The sequence below is a fragment of the Streptomyces sp. NBC_01477 genome (assembly GCF_036227245.1).
Taxonomy (GTDB): domain Bacteria; phylum Actinomycetota; class Actinomycetes; order Streptomycetales; family Streptomycetaceae; genus Actinacidiphila.
This window is the reverse complement of the sequence record NZ_CP109445.1, coordinates 6394835-6413889: the sequence shown is the minus strand read 5'-3', so window position 1 is coordinate 6413889 and position 19055 is coordinate 6394835. Positions and strand designations below refer to the sequence as shown.

Annotated in this window: 22 protein-coding genes; 14 read left to right on the top strand and 8 right to left on the bottom strand. The window is 72.9% G+C overall.

Translation table 11 applies throughout. From position 1 onward, the window contains the following. Positions 1 to 36: 36 nt before the first annotated feature. Positions 37 to 1269: a sensor histidine kinase gene (locus OHA86_RS27285; RefSeq protein ID WP_329179377.1), complete on the top strand. Its 1233-nt coding sequence runs from the start codon at positions 37 to 39 to the stop codon at positions 1267 to 1269. A 5-nt stretch (positions 1270 to 1274) separates the two neighbouring features. On the opposite strand, the gene OHA86_RS27280 is transcribed toward OHA86_RS27285, so the two are convergent. Beyond that, entirely contained in the window at positions 1275 to 2723 is a 1449-nt protein-coding gene (locus tag OHA86_RS27280) for an ATP-binding protein (protein ID WP_329179375.1), read from the bottom strand. Positions 2724 to 3010: 287 nt separating this feature from the next. Between OHA86_RS27280 and OHA86_RS27275 the strand changes: the two genes are divergently transcribed. From OHA86_RS27275 to OHA86_RS27260, 4 genes are all read left to right on the top strand, one after another. Then, positions 3011 to 3376, top strand: a complete 366-nt coding sequence (locus tag OHA86_RS27275; protein ID WP_329179373.1) for a DUF2089 domain-containing protein — start codon at positions 3011 to 3013, stop codon at positions 3374 to 3376. Continuing rightward, positions 3373 to 3633, top strand: coding sequence for a hypothetical protein (locus OHA86_RS27270; protein ID WP_329179371.1), 261 nt, complete (start codon positions 3373 to 3375; stop codon positions 3631 to 3633). The genes OHA86_RS27275 and OHA86_RS27270 overlap by 4 nt, the downstream gene beginning before the upstream one ends. A gap of 32 nt (positions 3634 to 3665) precedes the next feature. Next, positions 3666 to 4097 (top strand): SHOCT-like domain-containing protein, encoded by a 432-nt coding sequence (locus tag OHA86_RS27265; RefSeq protein WP_329179369.1) that lies wholly within the window; start codon positions 3666 to 3668, stop codon positions 4095 to 4097. 145 nt (positions 4098 to 4242) lie between these two features. Further along, a complete protein-coding gene (locus tag OHA86_RS27260; RefSeq protein ID WP_329179367.1) occupies positions 4243 to 4884 on the top strand; it encodes a response regulator transcription factor in 642 nt (213 codons plus the stop codon). A 4-nt stretch (positions 4885 to 4888) separates the two neighbouring features. Here OHA86_RS27260 and OHA86_RS27255 read toward each other — a convergent pair whose 3' ends face one another. After that, positions 4889 to 6361: an MFS transporter gene (locus OHA86_RS27255; protein WP_443071900.1), complete on the bottom strand. Its 1473-nt coding sequence runs from the start codon at positions 6359 to 6361 to the stop codon at positions 4889 to 4891. A 163-nt stretch (positions 6362 to 6524) separates the two neighbouring features. On the opposite strand from OHA86_RS27255, the gene OHA86_RS27250 reads away from it, so the two are divergent. From OHA86_RS27250 to OHA86_RS27240, 3 genes are all read left to right on the top strand, one after another. After that, on the top strand, positions 6525 to 7163 hold the full coding sequence (locus OHA86_RS27250; protein ID WP_329179363.1) for a class I SAM-dependent methyltransferase: 639 nt from the start codon (positions 6525 to 6527) through the stop codon (positions 7161 to 7163). Between the two features lie 136 nt (positions 7164 to 7299). Next, positions 7300 to 8142, top strand: a complete 843-nt coding sequence (locus tag OHA86_RS27245) for an N-acetylmuramoyl-L-alanine amidase (RefSeq protein WP_443072025.1) — start codon at positions 7300 to 7302, stop codon at positions 8140 to 8142. Between the two features lie 124 nt (positions 8143 to 8266). Then, on the top strand, positions 8267 to 9091 hold the full coding sequence (locus OHA86_RS27240; RefSeq protein WP_329179359.1) for a hypothetical protein: 825 nt from the start codon (positions 8267 to 8269) through the stop codon (positions 9089 to 9091). Positions 9092 to 9160: 69 nt separating this feature from the next. Here the strand turns inward: OHA86_RS27240 and OHA86_RS27235 are convergent, their stop codons facing one another. Next, positions 9161 to 9712: a hypothetical protein gene (locus OHA86_RS27235; protein WP_329179358.1), complete on the bottom strand. Its 552-nt coding sequence runs from the start codon at positions 9710 to 9712 to the stop codon at positions 9161 to 9163. Between the two features lie 129 nt (positions 9713 to 9841). Between OHA86_RS27235 and OHA86_RS27230 the strand changes: the two genes are divergently transcribed. Next, entirely contained in the window at positions 9842 to 10129 is a 288-nt protein-coding gene (locus tag OHA86_RS27230; protein ID WP_329179356.1) for a hypothetical protein, read from the top strand. Between the two features lie 15 nt (positions 10130 to 10144). On the opposite strand, the gene OHA86_RS27225 is transcribed toward OHA86_RS27230, so the two are convergent. From OHA86_RS27225 to OHA86_RS27215, 3 genes are read right to left on the bottom strand one after another with little or no spacing between them, the layout of a single operon-like run. Next, positions 10145 to 11245, bottom strand: coding sequence for a prenyltransferase (locus tag OHA86_RS27225; protein WP_329179354.1), 1101 nt, complete (start codon positions 11243 to 11245; stop codon positions 10145 to 10147). Continuing rightward, positions 11242 to 11985, bottom strand: a complete 744-nt coding sequence (locus tag OHA86_RS27220; protein WP_329179352.1) for a class I SAM-dependent methyltransferase — start codon at positions 11983 to 11985, stop codon at positions 11242 to 11244. The genes OHA86_RS27225 and OHA86_RS27220 overlap by 4 nt, the downstream gene beginning before the upstream one ends. After that, complete coding sequence (locus OHA86_RS27215; RefSeq protein WP_329179350.1) at positions 11985 to 13598, bottom strand: glycosyltransferase family 4 protein; 1614 nt, start codon at positions 13596 to 13598, stop codon at positions 11985 to 11987. The genes OHA86_RS27220 and OHA86_RS27215 overlap by 1 nt, the downstream gene beginning before the upstream one ends. Before the next feature lie 167 nt (positions 13599 to 13765). Between OHA86_RS27215 and OHA86_RS27210 the strand changes: the two genes are divergently transcribed. From OHA86_RS27210 to OHA86_RS27190, 5 genes are all read left to right on the top strand, one after another. Continuing rightward, on the top strand, positions 13766 to 14359 hold the full coding sequence (locus OHA86_RS27210) for a TetR family transcriptional regulator (RefSeq protein WP_329179349.1): 594 nt from the start codon (positions 13766 to 13768) through the stop codon (positions 14357 to 14359). 316 nt (positions 14360 to 14675) lie between these two features. Next, positions 14676 to 15293, top strand: coding sequence for a response regulator transcription factor (locus OHA86_RS27205; protein ID WP_329179347.1), 618 nt, complete (start codon positions 14676 to 14678; stop codon positions 15291 to 15293). Positions 15294 to 15453: 160 nt separating this feature from the next. Next, complete coding sequence (locus OHA86_RS27200; protein ID WP_329179345.1) at positions 15454 to 15981, top strand: MmyB family transcriptional regulator; 528 nt, start codon at positions 15454 to 15456, stop codon at positions 15979 to 15981. A gap of 148 nt (positions 15982 to 16129) precedes the next feature. Next, positions 16130 to 16984: a helix-turn-helix domain-containing protein gene (locus OHA86_RS27195; protein WP_329179343.1), complete on the top strand. Its 855-nt coding sequence runs from the start codon at positions 16130 to 16132 to the stop codon at positions 16982 to 16984. A gap of 17 nt (positions 16985 to 17001) precedes the next feature. Next, positions 17002 to 17196 (top strand): DUF397 domain-containing protein, encoded by a 195-nt coding sequence (locus OHA86_RS27190; protein WP_329179341.1) that lies wholly within the window; start codon positions 17002 to 17004, stop codon positions 17194 to 17196. Positions 17197 to 17444: 248 nt separating this feature from the next. On the opposite strand, the gene OHA86_RS27185 is transcribed toward OHA86_RS27190, so the two are convergent. Continuing rightward, positions 17445 to 18302, bottom strand: a complete 858-nt coding sequence (locus tag OHA86_RS27185; protein WP_329179338.1) for a hypothetical protein — start codon at positions 18300 to 18302, stop codon at positions 17445 to 17447. Next, positions 18299 to 18991, bottom strand: coding sequence for a hypothetical protein (locus OHA86_RS27180; protein ID WP_329179336.1), 693 nt, complete (start codon positions 18989 to 18991; stop codon positions 18299 to 18301). Before OHA86_RS27180 ends, OHA86_RS27185 begins: the two co-directional genes overlap by 4 nt. Positions 18992 to 19055: the final 64 nt, after the last annotated feature.

The window sequence follows — 19055 nt, the reverse complement described above, 5'->3', positions numbered from 1 at the left end:
ACGACGGACGCAGCACCGACGGGGACGGGCACCGACATGGCGAAGACGAAGGATCCGGCCGGGCGACAGTGCCGCAAGACGTGGTGGGGGCGCGGCCCGATGGAGTTCGAGCAGGAGATCGAACACCTCAAGGCACCGGACGGCGGCGCGCTGATCCCGTGGCTGCTGATGGTGATCGGCCCGGGCACGGATGTCGTCAAGGGCGAGGTGCCGGTCCCGTGGCTGGCGGCGTCGGGCCTGGCCGTCTTCTGCGTGCTGTACGTGTCCACGATCCGGTCGGCGTTCGGTGAGCGGCGGACCGGGCCGCTGCCGTTCCGGCTGCTGTGCGCGCTCGGGGCGGTCGCGCTGTCGCTGTCACTGGGCTACGGCGGCAATTTCATGCTGCTGTTCGTCCTGGTCTCGCTGTGCGCGGGCTGCGTGACGAGGAGCCGCCGGCAGCTGGGGGCGACGCTGACCCTGCTCAGCGCCACCGCCGGCTGCGTGTCGGGGATGCACCACGGGGGCTTTTGGAGCACGGCGAGCCTGTCGTACGGCACGTTCCTGTCCGGCCTTGTCGTCTCGGTGATCATCACCCTCTTCCACGCGGTGGACCAGCTCAAGTCGACCCGGCAGGAGCTGGCGCGCAGCGCCGTCGCCGAGGAGCGGCTGCGCTTCTCCCGCGACCTGCACGACCTGCTCGGCCACACCCTGTCGGTGGTCGTGGTGAAGGCCGAGGCGGCCCGGCGGCTGGCCCCGCGCGATCTGGAGGCGGCGCTGACGCAGGTCGGCGACATCGAGTCGGTCGGCAGGCAGGCCCTCACCGAGATCCGCGAGGCGGTCACCGGCTACCGCGAGGGGAGCCTGTCCACGGAGCTGGACCGGGCGCGCTCGGCGCTGGCCGCCTCCGACATCGAGGTCGTGCTCCAGGAGTCGGGCCCGCCGCTGCCCCCGCAGACCGAGGCGCTGCTCGGCTGGGTGGTACGCGAGGGGGTCACCAATGTCGTACGCCACAGCGGCGCGACGCTGACCCGGATAGAGCTGCACTCGGCCGACGGCCAGGCGCATTTGACGATCACCGACAACGGCCACGGCCCGGCCGCCGCCCCGTCCCCGGCGTCCTCGGCGTCCGGCGGTACGGCCACGCTCCGGTCCGCCCGCACCGGCACCGGGCTGCGCGGCCTGACCGAACGCCTGGCCGCCGCGGGCGGTTCGCTCACCTCGGGCGCCGCGGCCACGGGCGGCTTCCGGGTCGCGGCGGTGCTCCCGGTGGGCGAGGACACGGCGGCCTGACGGCGTCACCCGGCCGGCCAGGCGGCCACGAGGTCGGCCGGGGAGCGGACCAGGTCCACCGCGCCCGGGGGCAGTGCGGCGCCGGAGCGGGAGACGACGACCAGGCCGGTGGCGCCCGGGACGAACCCGGGGACCTCGCGGACGGCTCGGGCCAGGGCCGCGAGGTCGTGCGGGTCGAAAGCGGAGTCCAGCCACTTGACCGAGCCGGCGAAGTGCAGCGTGCGCGCGACGGGGGAACGATCGGCGCCGACGAGGTCGACCTCCGGGTCGAACCGGCGGTTCCACCAACCGCCGATGGCCTCGGTGTCCGGCCAGGGCAGGTCCCCGGCAATCGCCGCCAGCTCCAGCGACTCCCTGACCAGCGGCTCGACCGCCCGGCCGCGCCAGGCGGACCAGCGGCGCCGCACCACGTCGAACGCGGAGTCCGGCCTGCCGCGGCGGGCCTGTTCCTGCGCGGAGCGCAGCGCGGCCAGATACAGGCGCAGGTTGCTGTCCGCCACCCGGTACAGCGCGGGCTTCCCCGGGCTGGTGGACAGCGGGAGGTCCGCCGCGAGCACCCGCTTCTCCGTCACCAGGCGGTGCAGCAGCGGGGACAGCGACCCCGAGGCGAGCGCGCCCTGCCGGCCGCCGGCCGCGGCGGCGATGTTGGCGTGCGTCCGGTCGCCGCTGCCCACCGCCTCCAGGACCCGGCGGGCCTGGTCGGGAGCCGGGAACTCGGCCATCAGCGCGGCCTCGGGCACTCCGAACAGCGGTGACGCCGGGTCGGCGCACTCGTCCTCGATGAAGGCCATCGCGGGTGTGGCGTGCGGCCAGACGCGCAGAATGCCGGGCAGCCCGCCGGACACCAGGTGGGCGTCGATGGCGTCGGCGGCGTTCAGCCCCAGTGCGCGGCCGGTCTCGGCGGGATTGAGCGGGCCGAGGATCATGGTGTCGGCGCGCCCGTAGAAGGGGCGGTCGTACGCGGTGAGGCGCTCCATCATGTGCAGGTCGCTGCCGAGGAGCAGCAGCAGGACCGGCCGCCTGGCCAGCAGGCGGTCCCACGCGGTCTGCAGCGCGCCGTCGAAGAGGTCGTCCTGCTCGGCGAGCCAGGGCAGCTCGTCCATGACCACCACGCAGGGGCTGTCGGGCAGCACCGAGGCCAGCACCCGGAGGGCGTCGGGCCAGCTGGCCGATCCCGCGGCCGGGACCAGTTCGGGGTCGGTGGGCAGCCCGGACTCGCGCAGCTCCGCGAAGAACGTGCCCACCGACTCCACCGGCGACGCGCCTTTCGTGGCGGTGAAGAACAGATAGGGGGCCTCGACACGGTCGCAGAACTCCTGCACGAGCCGCGACTTCCCCACCTGCCGCCGCCCGCGCAGGGCTACGGCGACCCCGCCGCCCGACTCCGCGACCCGGTCGAGCCGCTTGCCCAGCAGGGCCAGCTCCTGCCGCCGCCCGACAAATGTCTCCGCCATCGCCCTGCTCCCCTCTCGTCGAGGATCCACGTCCGTAGCGCCATGCCGCCTACGGGAGCGGATCTATGTAGATGCCGTCTACGTAGAATACATCTACCTAGATGGCATCTACTCAAACCCGACAGACGGGCGAGAGGAGTTCGGCTGGTAGCGCGTGGAGCGAAGGCGCCGTAGCCCCCAGAACTTGAAGCCCAGATCATAAAACTTAATCTTTGCGCGTTGACTCCTTAAAAAACTCAAGGTACAAATGAATGGTGGGCACGTCGCCGAGAGCAAGGGAGCCCAGGGTGGACTGGCAGGAGCTGACGGACCTGACGCGGGGGCGGCCGTTCGTGGTCGAGCGGGTCCGGCTCGCCGGCAGCGGTGTCGCGGTCGAGGGGCAGTTCGAGCCGCCGCAGCTGGCTCAGCTCGGCGTGGACGACCAGGTGTTCGTCGCCGCGTTCGTCCGGTCGCACGGTTCGATCAAGGAGATGGAGCGGATCTTCGGGGTGAGCTACCCGACGATCAAGGCCCGGCTGAAACGGATCGCCGAGCAGCTCGACTTCGTCGACACCGACCCGGCGCCCACCGGCGCCGCCGACGTCGTCGACCGCCTGCGGCGGGGGGAGATCAGCGCCCAGGAGGCGCTGGCCGAACTGGAGGGGCCCCGGTGATCCCGCAGCTCGTGACGGTGCGCGTGCGCCGTTCCAGCGGGCGCCGGCTGCGGCTGTACGTCCCGGTCCTGCCGGTGGCGCTGGTGCTGTCGCCGCTGCTGCTGCTCGCCGTGCTGGGCGCGGTGGCCGCGTGCCTGGCCACCCGGGTGAGCCCGGTGGGCGCGCTGCGCGGCACGGGGCACGTGCTGTGGGCGCTGCCCGGCACCCGGTTCGAGATCGAGCAGGGCCGAACGGCCGTGCTGGTAAACGTCAGATGAGCCGGATGAGCCGGGGAAGAAGAGGGGCAACGATGAACGAGCAGCGGCGCCAGATCCTGGAGATGCTGGCCGAGGGCAGGATCACCGCGGACGAGGCCGAGCGGCTGATCGACGCCGTGGGACGGGAGCAGCCCGAGCCGCCGCCGGGAGCCGCGTCCCGCGCGAAGTCCCGGCCCAAGTACCTGCGGGTGGTGGTGGACGCGGCGGACGACTCCGGCGGCGACGGACGCAGCCGGGTCAACATCCGGGTCCCGCTGCAACTGCTGCGCGCCGGGGTCCGGTTGGCGAGCATCGTCCCGCCGCAGGCGCTCGCCAGGGTCAATGCGGAGCTGGCCAGGTCAGGGGTGCCGATCGACCTCACCGAGCTGAAGCCGCAGCACATCGAGGAGCTGATCGACCAGCTCGACGATGTCACCGTCGACGTCGACGACCCGAGCGCCAAGGTGCAGGTGTTCTGCGAGTGACACCGGCACGGCGCCGGCCGCCGGCCCGGACAGCGGGAACGGGCGGCCGCCGAGGCGGCGAACGCGGGCGCCGGCCGCCCTCCGCCCTGCCGGGGACGGGTGGACGGGTGGATCCGCCGTGGTCAGCGGCCCGTACGCTGGCGTCGTGACCGAGACACCGCAGGAGAACCGACCGGGCGGACCGGTCAGAGTGCTGCTCGCCGAGGATCAGGGCATGATGCGGGGGGCGTTGGCGCTGCTGCTGGATCTGGAGGACGACATGGAGGTCGTCGCCCAGGTCGCGGCGGGGGATCGGATCGTGCCCGAGGCGCTGGCCGCGCGGCCGGATGTGGCGCTGCTCGACATCGAACTGCCGGGGCGCAGCGGGCTGGACGCGGCGGCGGAGCTGCGGCGGCGGCTGCCGGAGTGCCAGGTGCTGATTCTGACCACCTTCGGGCGGCCGGGGTATCTGCGGCGGGCGATGGAGGCGGGCGCGGCCGGGTTCCTGGTGAAGGACGGGCCGGTGGAGGAGCTGGCCGGGGCGATCAGGCGGGTGCTGCGCGGGGAGCGGGTGATCGACCCGGCGCTGGCCGCCGCGGCGCTCAGCGCGGGCCCGAGCCCGCTCACCCCGCGGGAGCAGGATGTGCTGAACGCCGCGTCGGACGGCGCCACGGTCGCCGACATCGCGGGCCGGCTGTTCCTGTCGGAGTCGACGGTACGCAACTACCTGTCGGCCGCGATCGGCAAGACCGGCACCCGCAACCGGATGGAGGCGGTGCGCACCGCCCGGCAGAACGGCTGGCTCTGACGCGTCACCCGGCGGGGCGCGGAGCCGGCCTGGGCAGCAGCACCACCAGGCACGTACCGACCGCGAGGAAGCCCGCGCCGATCAGGAAGGCCAGGCCGTAGCCGGAGGCCAGCGCCTCTCCGCTGCCGGCGCCCGCGGACGTACGGGCCGCGATGCGGGAGGCGGCGGCCGTCGCGAGGACGGTCAGGCCCAGGGCGCCGCCCAGCTGCCGTGAGGTGTTCAACAGGCCCGATACCAGGCCCTGTTCGCCGCGTCCGACGCCCGACATGGCCACCGCCGAGACCGGGGTGAGCAGCAGGCCCGCGCCGAGCATGGTGAGGATGCCGGGGCCGAGGATGATGCCCAGGAAGGTGCCGTCCGCGGTGATCCGGCTCTGCCAGACGATGCCGGCGACCGCGACCACCCCGCCGACCACGCTGATCAGCCGGGCGTCGATCCGGTTCATCAGCCGGGGGGCGAGTTTGGAGCCGATGATGATCGCGATGGTGTGCGGGAGGAAGGACAGGCCCGCGCGGATCGGGCTGTAGTGCAGCACCTGTTGCATGTAGAGCGACAGGAAGTACCAGACGGAGAAGGTCGCGGCGCCCGCGGTGAAGAGCACGGTGTTGGCCGAGGCCACCGAGCGGATGGTGAACAGCCGCAAGGGGATGAGGGGTTGGGCGGTCCGCGCCTCGACCGCGGTGAACACCGCGAGCAGGGCGAGCCCGCCGACGAGCGGGCCGAGCGACACCGCCGAGGTCCAGCCGTGCGACTCGGTCTCGGCGATGCCGTAGGCGATGGCGGTGACGCCCGCGGTGACCAGGAGCGCGCCCGGGATGTCGAGCCGGCGGACGGTGGCGCCGCGGCTCTCGGTCAGCCACAGGGCCGCGCCGACCAGGACCAGCGCCCCGACCGGCACATTGACCAGCAGCACCCAGCGCCAGGACAGCAGGTCGGTGAGCAGCCCGCCGACCAGGCCGCCGGCCGCACCGCCGCCGGCGCCCACCGCGGTCCAGGTGCCGATGGCCCGGGTCCGCTCGGGTCCTTCGGGGAAGGAGGTGGTGAGGATGGACAGCGTGGTCGGGGCGAGCACCGCGGCGCCGAGGCCCTGCACGGCGCGGGCGGTGATCAGCATCCACGGGCTCTGGGCGAGCCCGCCGGCCAGGCTGGCGGCGGTGAAGAGGCCGAGGCCGACCAGGAAGGTGCGCTTGCGGCCGAAGAGGTCGGCCGCCCGGCCGCCGAGCAGCAGGAAACCGGCGAAGGCGAGCGCGTACCCGTTGACCACCCACTGCTGGCCGGTCTCGCCGAAGCCGAGGGCGCCGCGCATCGAGGGCAGCGCGACATTGACCACCGACACGTCGAGCACGACGAGGAACTGGCCCGCGCACACCGCGAGCAGCACCGCCCAGGCGGGTGGCGCGGCGCGCTTGCGGCGGGCCGGGGTGCCGGAGGAGTCGGTCGGGGTGCGCTGTCCGAGGGTTTCGCTCACGGTGTCCATGCTGCCGTCACCGATGCCGCGCGGCATCGGCATTTCGGCCTACGACCAGCGGCCCGGCGCGCGGCGCCCGCGTACCGGGTCCGTCCCGCCGGCCCGGAGTGCGCGCCGCCCGCCGCCCGCGCCCGGCGCCGCCCCGTGGCCGGCCGCTTCGTAGGATGCCGGGATGACTGACGTGCTCGCGGCGTTCGAGGCCGCCAAGGGGTTCATGCCCGCCGACGAGGGCATGGCGCTCCACGAGGCGGCCGGCAGGGCCGCCGCGGACCTGGGGCTGCCGCTGCTGGAGGTCGGCACCTACTGCGGGCGGTCCACGATCCTGCTGGCGGACGCGGCCCGGCAGGCGGGCACGGTCGTGGTGACGGTGGACCACCACCGGGGCAGCGAGGAGCAGCAGCCCGGCTGGGAATACCACGACGCCTCGCTGGTGGACCCGCACACCGGCCTGATCGACACCGTGCCGCACTTCCGCCGCACCCTGCACGCGGCGGGCCTCGAAGAGCACGTGGTCGCGGTGGTGGGGCGCTCGCCGCAGGTGGCGGCGCTGTGGACGCGGCCCTTCTGCCTGGTCTTCATCGACGGCGGGCACACCGACGAGCACGCGACCGCAGACTACGAGGGCTGGGCGCCCCGGGTCGCGGAGGGCGGGCTGCTGGCGATCCACGACGTCTTCGCGGACCCGGCGGACGGCGGCCAGGCGCCGTACCGCGTCTACCGCCGCGCGCTCGAATCCGGCGCCTTCGTGCAGGAGTCGGCGACCCGCTCGCTCCAATTGTTGCGCAGAGTGACCGGAAGCGTCGTACGGTAGTACGGAGTCCGGCATAAGGGCCGGTTCGCCGGGCGCGCTGCGAGGCGCGGAGCGGGGCCGATAGAGTCGCGGCGTGTTCAGCAACGACTCAGACGGGGGCGCTTGGAGTTGGTCGCTGGTCATCACGGCAGTCGTGATGGTCGCGGCCCTCGCCGGGGGCTGGTTCGTGTACGACGCGCGGCACCGTTCCGACCCTGACCCGGCGGCGGGCCGCGGCTCCCTGGCGACGGCGCACGGCGGCGGTTCCGGCGACTCCCCCGTGGCGGACGGTGACACCGGCGCGAGCGCCGGCGCGGCCGGCCGGGAACTGGCGGGCAGGACCGTCGTCATCGACCCCGGTCACAACAACGGCAACGCCGAACACACCGCGGCGATCAGCAGAACGGTCGACATCGGCACCAACCGCAAGGAGTGCGACACCACCGGCACCGAGACCAACGCCGGTTATCCGGAGGCCACTTACACGCTGGACGTCGCCCACCGGGTGCGGACGTTGCTGGAGGCGCGCGGCGCGAAGGTCGTCCTGACCTACGACGGCGACCGGCCCTACGGCCCGTGCGTGGACGAGCGGGCCAGGATCGGGAACGACGCGCACGCCGACGCGGCGCTGTCGATCCACGCGGACGGCGCGCCCGCGGACCGCCTCGGCTTCCATGTGATCGCACCCAAGTCGGTGCACCAGGGCGCGGCGGACACCCGCGCCATCGCGGCGCCCTCGCTGCGGCTGGCGACCACCCTGCGGTCGCACTTCACCGCGGCCACCGGCGAACCGCTGGCCAACTACCTCGGCGGCAAAGGGCTGACGATCCGCGACGACCTCGGCGGCCTCAACCTCTCGACCGTGCCGAAGGTCTTCATCGAATGCGGCAACATGCGCAACGCGCACGACGCCGCCGCGTTGACGAACCCCGCCTGGCGGCAGCACGCTGCCCAGGGGATCGCCGACGGGCTCACCGCCTTCCTTGAAGGGAAGAGGTGACAGGGCTGTAGCAGTCCGGTATGGATCGTGCACCAATGCCCATACCAGGCCCCTTGGCCAAGATCACCCTCGTACCATGGGGCACCGCCCCGAGCGAACCAACTGACAAAGGACAGGACCTGACGTGAACATCCGCTCCCTGACCCGAGGAGACGGCGCGGTGATCGGAGCAGCGGTGCTGCTCCTGATCGCCTCGTTCCTGCCGTTCCTCAGCCTCGATTTCGAGGGCATGTCCGCCTCCAGGAATCTGTGGCACTCGGATTTCTTCCCGATCCTCCCCTCCGTGACGCTCGCGGCGCTCGTGGCGGCAGCCGCCGTGGTCCTGGCACGTTCCCCCCAGTTCGCCGGAAAGCAGCTGCTCGGGCTGTCGTTCGCGCAGTGGGCCGTGGCACTGTCGCTCTTCGTCGGCTGGACCGCTGTGTGGTCGACGCTGTTCAACAACCCCGACCACTACAACAAGGGCGCGGGCAACTGGCTGACGCTGCTGTTCGGCCTGGTCATCGCGGTCGTCGCGCCGCTGTCGAACCGGCTGCCGGCGCTCAAGGCCCCGCTGGTGGGCGCCCCGGCCCCGGCCGCCCACCCGTACGCGGTGGGTGGCGCGGCTCCGTACGGTGCCGCGCCGCAGCAGGCGGGTTACGGCTACCCGGGCGGCGCGCAGTCCGTCGACCCGGCGTTCGGCCAGCAGCCGTACGGTGCGCAGCAGGCCGCGGCTCCGCAGCCGACGCCCACCGCCGCCGCGCCGGCGTCGTCCGACTTCACCGCGTTCTGGTTCGCGGTGCCGGTGCCGCGTCCGCTGTTCGCCGAGGACGGTTCGGGCTCGCAGATCGCCGAGCTGACGCCGGGCACCTGGTATCTGGCCGTCGACCAGCGCGGTGCCGCGCTGATCGCGCAGACCCAGGACGGCCGTCGCGGCCTGCTCCAGGACAGCAGCGGCATCCAGCGCGGCTGAACCGTATCTGCACCGCACGGCGGCCGGCCACCCCTCACCGGGTGGCCGGCCGCCGTGCTGCCGGGGGGGTCAGCCGCTCTTGAGCTCATCGAGCGAGGGCACCTTGTCCTTGACGTCGGCGCCGGCGTTCTTGCCGGCCTCCTTCACCTTGTTGATGACGTCGTTGTAGCTGTTCACGGCGCTGCCGTCGCCCTTGCGCAGCTTGCCCGGCAGGTCCTTGAGCGCGCCGATGCCCGCGACGACCGGCGCCATGTACTTGCTCAGCGTGGGATCGCCCTGCGCGTTCTTGGCCGCGGCCTTGAGCCTGTTGTACGCGAAGGTGCCGGCCAGGCCCGCCTTGACCAGCGTGAGGGTGCGGCTCTTGGCGCCCTTCTTGAACGAGCCCTTGCGGTACGGCTTGACGACCCACTGGTAGACCGCCCCGGCGGCGAGCCCGGCGTTGGCCACGAAGCGGGTCTTGGCGAGCTTCTGCTGGCTCGGCGAGGCGGACGCGGTGATGTTGACCGCGCCGGTCGTACCGCTGCCCGAGGAGGAGCCGCCGCCGCAGGCCGGCAGGGCCAGCAGGGCGGCGGCGAGCAGCAGCGCGACAAGGGTCCTGCGCAGCGGAATGCCGGTCGGCACGGGGGACCTCCGGGGCGTATGGGAACGGTTGCGTCCTATGTCCTCGCAGCATCACCCGGTCCGTACACACGCGCGACCGGTGGGCGCCCGGACGGGTTTCAACCACCCGTTCGGGGCAAGGCGGCTGTCATGGCCAGACGGTATGGCGGCAACCCCGCCGCGGTGATCATTCTCATCGCCGCAGACATCGCTGCATTGATCCTCGTACTGTGGATCCTCTTCTTCGTCTTCGACGCCAACCGGGCGAACGACCTGGTCGACTGGGTGCACCACTCGGCCAATTGGTTGGCGGGCTGGTCGAAGGACCTCTTCACACCGGACAACGCGAAGTGGCGCACCGTACTCAACTACGGTCTGCCCGCAGTCGTTTACATGCTGATCGCGCATGCGATCGCGGGCCGGGTCAACAGGACGTGACGGCCTGGTGATCCCTCAGAGCCGGGGCGGACAGCAGCCGGGCGCAAGCCCGTTCGGCAGTCGCTCCGCCCCGAAGACGGCGGTGGTCGCCTCATCCCCCCCGAGCGCGGCCACCGCCAACAGCAGTGCCCCGGCCGTCCAGGTGGTGCGTTCCACCGGCCACATGGCGTCGTCGTCGAAGACGTAGCCGGTCCAGTACAGGCCGTCGTCGGCCCGCAGGCGCTGCATGTCGGCGAGCAGCCGCACCGCGCGGTCGGACTCCCCCACCGCCCACAGCGCGAGCGCGAGTTCCGCCGTCTCGCCGCCGGTCACCCAGGGATTGGGCAGCACACAGCGCACCCCGAGCCCCGGCACCACGAAACGCGGCCAGCCCTCCTCGATCCGGGCCAGGGCGCGGGGGCCGCGCAGGGCGCCGGAGAGCACCGGGTAGTACCAGTCCATCGAGTAGCGGCTCTTGTCGAGGAAGCGCTCGGGATGCCGGCGGATCGCGTGCCCGAGCGCGCCGGTCGCCAACTCCCAGTCCGGCTGCGGCTCCTCGCGGTGCTCGGCGATCGCCAGGGCGCAGCGCAGTGCCTGGTGGATCGATGAACTCCCGGTCAGCAGCGCGTCGGTGACGACCGCGCCGCCCTTGTCCGCGGCCTCGCGCTTCCAGCCGATCTGCCCGCCCGGCTGCTGGAGCGCCAGCACGAATTCCACCGCGGCGGCGACGGCCGGCCAGATCCGCTCGATGAAGGCGTCGTCGCCGGTGGACAGATAGTGGTGCCAGGCGCCGACAGCCAGGTAGGCGCAGAAGTTGGACTCACGGGCACGGTCGGTCGGCCGGGCCGGGTCGCCGTCCTGGTAGGCGGCGAACCACCCGCCGTCGGCGTCCTGGTGGCGTACCAGCCACTCGTACGCGGCCTCGGCGGCGATGTGTTCGCCCGCCGCGTCCAGCGCCATGGCCGCCTCGATGTGGTCCCACGGGTCGAGGTGGTGGCCGGGGAACCATGGGATGGCGCCGTCCGGGCGCTGTACGGCCAGCACCGCGTCGACGGTCCGCGCGGCCTGCTCGGCGGTGAGCACCCCCGGGAGCGCCAGCCGTTCGATACCGCGCTGGTCACGGTCGGCCCGGGTCACTTGGCAGCGTCCCGCGGGTCCCGCGGCAGCTGCGGTTTCGTCGCGTACGCCACGAAGCTCTTGCCGATCAACGGGTTGAGCGCCTGCTCCGCGACCCTGGTGGCCAGCGGTTTCTTCATGATGTCCCACACCAGCAGCTTGTGGTAGAGCTTCACCGGCAGTGCCTGGTCGTTGTCGACGCCGAGCGCGCACTTGATCCACCAGTACGGAGCGTGCAGCCCGTGCGCGTGGTGGGTGCCGTACGGGCGCAGGCCCGCCTCCCGCATCCGGCCGAGCAGCTCGTCGGCCTTGTAGATGCGGATGTGGCCGCCCTCGACCTCGTGGTAGGCGTCGGACAGCGCCCAGCAGACCTTCTCCGGGCCGTAGCGCGGCACGGTGACCGCGATCCGGCCGCCGGGCCGCAGCACCCGGACCATCTCGGCGAGCACGCCCTTGTCGTCGGGGATGTGCTCCATCACCTCGGAGATGATGACGACGTCGAAGCTGTCGTCGGGGAAGGGCAGGTGGAGGGCGTCGCCCTCCATGGCCGTCGCGGAGGCGCCGGCCGGGGCCTCGCCGGCCTCCTTCATGGCCGCGAACCAGCGGGCGACCTCGCGGATCTCCTCGCCGTTGCGGTCCAGGGCGACGACCCGCGCGCCGCGCCGGTAGCACTCGAAGGCGTGCCGGCCGCCGCCGCAGCCGAGGTCGAGCACGCGGTCGCCCGCGGCGATCGGGAAGCGGGTGAAGTCGACGGTCAGCATCAGCGGTTGCTCCCCACGGTACCGGTCGCCCCGGGGGCGTTGACGTTTCCGGCCCCGGCCCCGGATTGCCCCTCGACGGCACGTTCACGCCCTGGGAGGCGCCCCTCAACGGCACCCTCGCGCTCCGGGCCGAGCCCATCGGGTGCACCCTCGCGCTCCGGGCCGAGCCCCGCAGGTGCGCGGGGAACCGCGCGCTCAGCCCCCGCCGGGGCGCGGGTCGCCACCGGCCCGGAGGGGCTGTCGCTGCCGTGTCCTGACCACCGGCCGGTGGGCGGTTGCTCACGCAGTGGCCCGCGTCCCTTTGGGGCACCTCCCGCCGCGCGGACAGCGCGCCCCTGATCGGGCCGGCCCCGGTGGGCCTGCCTCGCGATCGCCTCGCGGTAGAGCGTCGCGGTCTCGGCCGCCGCGCGGGTCCAGGTGAAGCGGGACAGGACCCGGGCGCGGCCCGCCGCGGCCAGCCGGCGGCGCAGGGACGGATCGCCGAGCGCCAGCTCCAGCGCCGCGGCCAGCGCGCCCGCGTCGCCCGGGGGCACCGCGAGGCAGGTCTCCCCGTCGGGTCCCGCGACCTCGGGTACGGCACCGCCGGTGGTGGCGACCAGCGCCGTGCCCGTCGCCATCGCCTCCGCCGCGGGCAGCGAGAAGCCCTCGTAGAGCGACGGCACGCACGCCACCTCGGCGCTGCGGATCAGGTCGACCAGTTCGGCGTCGCTGATGCCCTTGACGAAGTCGACGGCATCCGCGAGGCCGAAGTCGTCGATCGCCTCGGCGACCGGTCCGCTCTCGGGCCGGTTGCCGACCACGACCAGATGCGCGGCCGGGTGCTGCACCCGGACCTTGGCCAGCGCCTCGACCAGGAAGACCAGGCCCTTGAGCGGCACATCGGCGCTCGACGTGGTCACGATGCGGCCCGGCACCTCGGGCACCGCCGGATCGGGCGAGAACAGCCGGGTGTCGGCGCCGATCGGCACGGTGTGGACCCGCTCGGGGCGCACTCCGAGGTCCGCACTGATCTCGGCGCTGGACGAGCCCGACACGGTGAGCACCGAAGGCAGCCGCACGGCCACCCGCTTCTGCATGCGCGTGAAGCCGTACCAGCGGCGTATGGACACCCGGCGCTTCCAGCCGGCCGCCGCCGCCAGGTCGAGCCGGCGGTCCACGGTGATCGGGTGGTGCACGGTGGTGACCAGCGGCAGCCCGAGGCCGAGCAGCCCGTAGCCGAGCGTCTGGTTGTCGTGGACGACGTCGAAGTCGGCGCGGCGCGCGGCCAGGTGCCGCCTGGCCCGCAGGCTGAACGTCAGCGGCTCGGGAAAGCCGCCGGTCCACATCGTCGCGACTTCGAGCAGGTCGATCCAGTCGCGGTATTCGCCGCGCCTGGGCGTACGGAACGGGTCCGGCTGCCGGTAGAGGTCGAGGCTGGGCAGCTCGGTGAGGGTGACGCCGTCACCGACCGCGTCCAGGACGGGATACGGCTGCGCGCCGATCACCTCGACGCTGTGGCCGAGTGCGGCCAGCTCGCGGGAGAGGTGCCGGACGTAGACGCCCTGGCCGCCGCAGTAGGGGTTGCCCTTGTAGCTGAGCAGCGCGATCCGTAGCGGCCTGGCCTCTGCCGTCACTTCCCGGCCCCCTTCGCAGCGATAGAGCCGGAGCGTAACCGGTCGCGCTAATCTAGAACAAGTTTCAGACTCGATGGTACAGAAGGCGAGTCCACCGGCAACCGGACGGGTCCACGGGCCCGGTACGGCGTGCGCGCCGGTGCCGCGTGTGCCGGATGGAAGGACGTATGGGCCGCATCACCGCTTTGACCGTACGGCAGGAGGCCAGGCGGCGGAGCATCCTGGACGCCAGCACCCGGCTCGCCGCCGGCGGCGGCTTCGACGCGGTCCAGATGCGGGAGGTCGCCGAGGAGTCCGGGGTGGCGCTCGGCACGCTCTACCGGTACTTCCCCTCCAAGGTCCATCTGCTGGTCGCGGTCATGCAGGACCAGCTCGGACAGCTCCACGACACGCTCCGCGACCGCCCGCCGACCGCTCCGACGCCGGGCGAGCGGGTCGCCGAGACGCTGCTGCGCGCCTTCCGCGCGCTACAGCGCGAACCGCTGCTCGCCGACGCGATGGTGCGGGCGCTGATCTTCGCGGACCGGTCGGTCCGCGCGGAGGTGGACACCGTCTCGGTGCTCACCCGGGCGATCATCCTCGACGCGATGCGGCTCGGCGCCGAGCCGTCGGCCGAGTGCGTCTCGGCCGTCCGGGTGGTCGAGCACACCTGGCATGCCGCCCTGGTCAGCTGGCTGGCCGCGCGGGCGCCGGTGGAGCAGGTGCGCGAGGACATCCGCACGGTGTGCCGGCTGATCCCCGAGGACGCCCCGGCGTCCTGACCGGCCGCGGTGGGCACGGCTGATCGGCCGCGAGGGGCGGTCCGACGACCGCCGACGACCACAGGGGGCAGCCGAACCGCCGCGCGGGCCGGCCGAGCAGCCGCCGGGCAACCGGCGAACCGCCGCACCAGTCGGCCGGACAGCGGCGGGAGACCGCGCATTCGGCGGCGGTCGCGCGCCCCCGTGCGCGCCGAACCGCCCCTCGACTGCCTCAGGACGACCGGAATCCGGGTCTTGTCGGACATCTCCCCAGGGTAGTTCTCAGTCGCGTTCTTCCGGAGATCCGGTGCGACGAGGTGATGCGAGGGGAAGTCGAGTGATACGCGTGCTGGTGGCCCATGACACCTGTCTGCTGCGGTCCGCGCTTGCGGCGCTGCTGGGCGGGGAGCCGGACTTCGAGGTGACGGCCACCGGGTGGCATCTGCTGCGCGATCCCGGCCGCTTCCACAGCCCGCACGTGTGTGTGGTCGACGCCGACTGCCCCGGCTGGCGCCGGCACACCGAGCGGGCCAGGGGCGGCCCGTCCGGCGGCGCCGGGACCGCCGCGGACGGGTGCGCCCTGATCGTCCTCACCAACAGCGGCAAACCGGGCAGTCTGCGGCGGGCGTACGCCGCCGACGCGCTCGGCTTCGTGAACAAGGACCGCTCGGCGGACCGGCTGCCCACCGCGATCCGCCAGGCCGCCCAGGGGAAACGGTTCGTCGACGAATCCCTGGCCGTGGAATTCCTCCAGGCCGCCGACATGCCGCTGACCCCGCGCGAACTGACCGTGCTGTCGCTCAGCGCGGAAGGCGCCTCCGTCACGGAGATCGCCCGCAGCCTGCACCTGTGCAACGGCACCGTGCGCAACTACCTGGCCGCCATCACCCGCAAGACGGGCGCGCGCAACCGGGTGGACGCCATCCGCATCTCCCGCTTCGCGGGCTGGGTGTAGGGCCCGGCCCGCGGCGGGCGCAGGGGGGCGGGACGCACGATCCGGCGGGCGCGGTGAAGGGGCGTCCGGCCGCCGCCGGCCCGTACGGCTTCCGCGGTCCCGGTCGGACCGGCGCTGCGGGCCTTCCTGGACGCCCGGTCGCCGGATCCGGCCTTCGATCGTGGACCGCTGCTTCGACGTCCTGGCGTGGAACGACGCGGAGGAGGCGCTGGCCGCGGGCCGGCTCGGCGTCAACCGGCCGCCCTCGGAACTCAGCGTGATCCGGCTGATGTTCACCGAGCCCGGCCTCACGGCGCCGTTCGACGACGGGGACGGTGAAGTGCGCTGGCCGACGGCGGTGCCGCGCGGGCAGGCGGCGTACGAGCGGGACGATCCGCGGGCCGCCGAACTCGCCGGGGCGCCGCTGGCGGCGAGTCCGCTGCTCGGCGGGCTGTGGGCGGCGCACGATGTCGAGGCCTTCCGGTCCGCGACCCGCCGTTCCCAGCATCCGGTGGTCGGCCGACTCGACCTGACCTCCGTACGGTTGGCGGTCGAGGACGATCCCGGCCGCGGTGTGGTGGCGCGTTTTCCGGAACCCGGTTCGCCGTCGCAGGAGCGGCTGCACCGGCGTGTGGGGCGGGCGCAGCCGGGCTCGTGGCGCCGGACGTCGCCGCTGGCACGTACCCCTGTCAACAACCATGCACGATAAGGGAGTTGACTGTTCATGTACGCATGCCCCGATGAACCATATGGGGCAATAGTGCCCCTCTGCAACCTTGTCGCCGAAATTTCCAGAAACGATCTGGACCCGGGGTGAGCGGAACGGCACACTCGAACCAGCACCAAGAAGGGACACCATGCCGCTCAGAAGCACCGCAACCGCCCGTCAGGAGCGCCTCGGTGCGGAGCTACGGAAAATGCGCGAGGCATCCGGTATCACGGCCCGCGACACCGCCCGTCTGCTCGGCACCGATCCGGCCAAGGTCAGTCACATCGAGGCCGGGCGGCTCGGGGTCAGCGAGGAGCGGCTGCGGCGCCTCGCGTCGTTCTACGAATGCGGCGACACCGAACTGATCGACGCCCTGGTCGTGATGGCCAACGGCCTGGGCCGCAAGGGCTGGTGGGAGGCCTACCGCGGGGTGGTGCCCGCCGCGCTGCTGGACATCGCGGAGCTGGAATTCCACGCCGTCCATCTGCGCACCATCCAGATCACCCACATCCCCGGGGTGTTCCAGACCGAGGACTACACCCGCACGGTCTTCGGCTACGCGATCCCGCCGCTGCCACCGGGCGAGTTGGAGGCCAGGGTCGCCCAGCGCATGGAGCGCTCCGGGGTGCTCTACCGCGAGTCCGCGACACCGTACGAGGCGCTGATCCACGAGGCGGCGCTGCGGATGCGGTTCGGCGGCGGCAAGGTGGCCCGCGCCCAGCTCGAACACCTCCAGGAGCTGAGCCACCTGCCGCACATAAGCGTCAGGGTCATCCCGTTCGCCGCGGACGGCCATATCGGATCCGGCCACGCGATGCTGTACACCAGCGGCACGGTCCGCGCGCTCGATACGGTGCAGATCGACTCCGCGCACGGCGTCACTTTTCTGCACGCGGCACCACAGCTGGCGAACTACCGCATTCTGTACAACACCCTCGCCGCGGTCGCGCTCGACGAGTCCCAGTCGCGGGACTTCATCCTCAGCGCCTCCAGAGACCTCTGAGACCGGAAGGCCAGCCGATGACCGCGCCGCCGCTGATCTGGCAGAAGTCCACGTTTTCGCAGGAGCAGGGCGACTGTGTGGAGCTGGCCGTCACGGCCGGGGGTGCGGTGCTGCTACGGGAGAGCGACGACCCGGGCGTCGTGCTCTCCACCTCGCCGTCGGCCCTGGCCCGCTTCCTCCAGGCGATCAAACACGGCGCCGCCGGCTCCTGAACTCCGGCGGCGGCCCGGGACGTGCGGCCTCAGGCCGCACGTCAGGGTGAGGGCTCCCCCGTTCCTGCGCCCATGAAGGCCTCGGCCCCCCATGTCCCCATGTCCCCGCGCCGCCCTGGCGGCGCCGGTTGCCGCGCTCGCGGACACCACGCAGGCGTGGCGCGTCGGTGGCCCCCCGGACGGATCTCCGGAGGGCCACCGACGCGCCACGCCGTCGACGAGGGCACACGGGATGTGCGGGACGTGGGTCAGATGGTGAGGAGGTGCGAGGTCAGGTCGCGGTAGTGGGTGAGTGCGACCCTCAGCTCCTCGGTGTCCGCACCGTCCTTGCACTCCTTCCGCAGCCCGTCCCTGCGGGCCTCGACGGTCCGCGTGAGGCGGGTGATGGCCTCCTCCAGCACGGAGTCGGCCTCCCGCACCGCCCGGCGCGGGTCGTCCACGAAGCCGCCGATCGCGTGCTCCATCTTGCGCCCGAGCTTCCCGGGGTCGTCCTCGCCGGGAGCCGCGCCATTGGCGCGGGCGGACTCGGAGCCGGCCTTCTGCCCGTGGTCGGAGCCGAGCTTGGCGGTGCGCTCGGAAGCACGGTCGGAAGCACGGTCGGACGTGCTCTCGGAGGCACGGTCCGAAGCGCGGTCCGAGCCGGCCTTGGCGGCGTACTCCTGGGTGGACTTCCGGGCGTTGTCCTGGGTGGACCGCTGGCCGGACTCGGCAGCCGTCCGCTGGGCGTCGCCCAGCGTGGAGCGCTGCCCCGGCTCGGAGGCCGCCTTCTGCGCGCTGTCCTGGGTGGACCGCTGGCCGGACTCGGTGACCGTCCGCTGGGCGCTGTCCTGGGTGGACCGCCGGCCCGGCTCGGAGGTCGCCCTCTGCCCGGACTCGGACGCCGTCCTGGACGCCTGCTCAGGGGTGGCCTTCTGCGCCTGGTCGGAGCCCGACACGGACCCGGTGCTCTCCTGCGTGGCCTTCGGGCCGGGCTCGGGAACGACCTTCTGCCCGCGCTCGGGAACCGCCGTGGTGGCGTCCCCGGAAGTGGCCCTGGCGGCGCGCTCGCCGCCCGGCTCGTCCGGCTCGGGGACTCTGGACCGCTCGGCCGCTGCTGACTCGCTCACTGCTCTTCCTCCGTCCGCCCGCGCCCCGTGAGGGCGGCAAGCCGCTTGCCCCGTACCTGCTTGGTCTCGTCCTGTGCCGGGACCGACTCCGCGTCCGGCTCCACATCCGCCGTGTCGGCGGTCTCCAACTCGGCGGCGCGGCGCGTGCCGCGACCGCCGCCCTGCAGCAATTCGTCGAAGAGCCCGCGTGCGGAGACCAGCGCCGTGCGCAGGTCCTCCGTGCCGTGCCGGCCGTCACCGGTGACGGCTGCGTGCGCCTCCCGGTAGCCGTGCACGTGGTGCGGGTGGTGCACCGACAGCGCGTCGACGTGCTCGGCGGTGTTCGCCGCCGGGTAGCCGCGCTCGGCGGCGAGCTGGCCGATCAGCTGGTCGGCCTCGGTGAGCGCCGCGCTCGGGTCGTCCACGAACTGGGCCTTGACCGCGTTCCACCGTGCCGCGTACCGCTCCTGGGCCTCGGCGGGCAGGGCCCGCGTCTCCAGGTCGCCGTACCGCTTGACGCGCTCGGCGAGTTCGCGCCGGGTGGCACGGATGTCGCCGTCGTTGCGCGCCAGTGTCCATTCGTACTCGGGCCCGAAGCGGCGCTTGAGCCCAGGGCCTCCCGCGCCGTCGCGCTTCATCATCACGACCGCGACAATCGCGATCACGATGATGACTGCCGCCACGACAGCGACAATCGCTCCTGTGGACATGTCCTGCCTCCCGTCTGTCCCGGTGTCACCCGTCCAGTCGGTCGGCTTGCCGCAGACGCGCGGC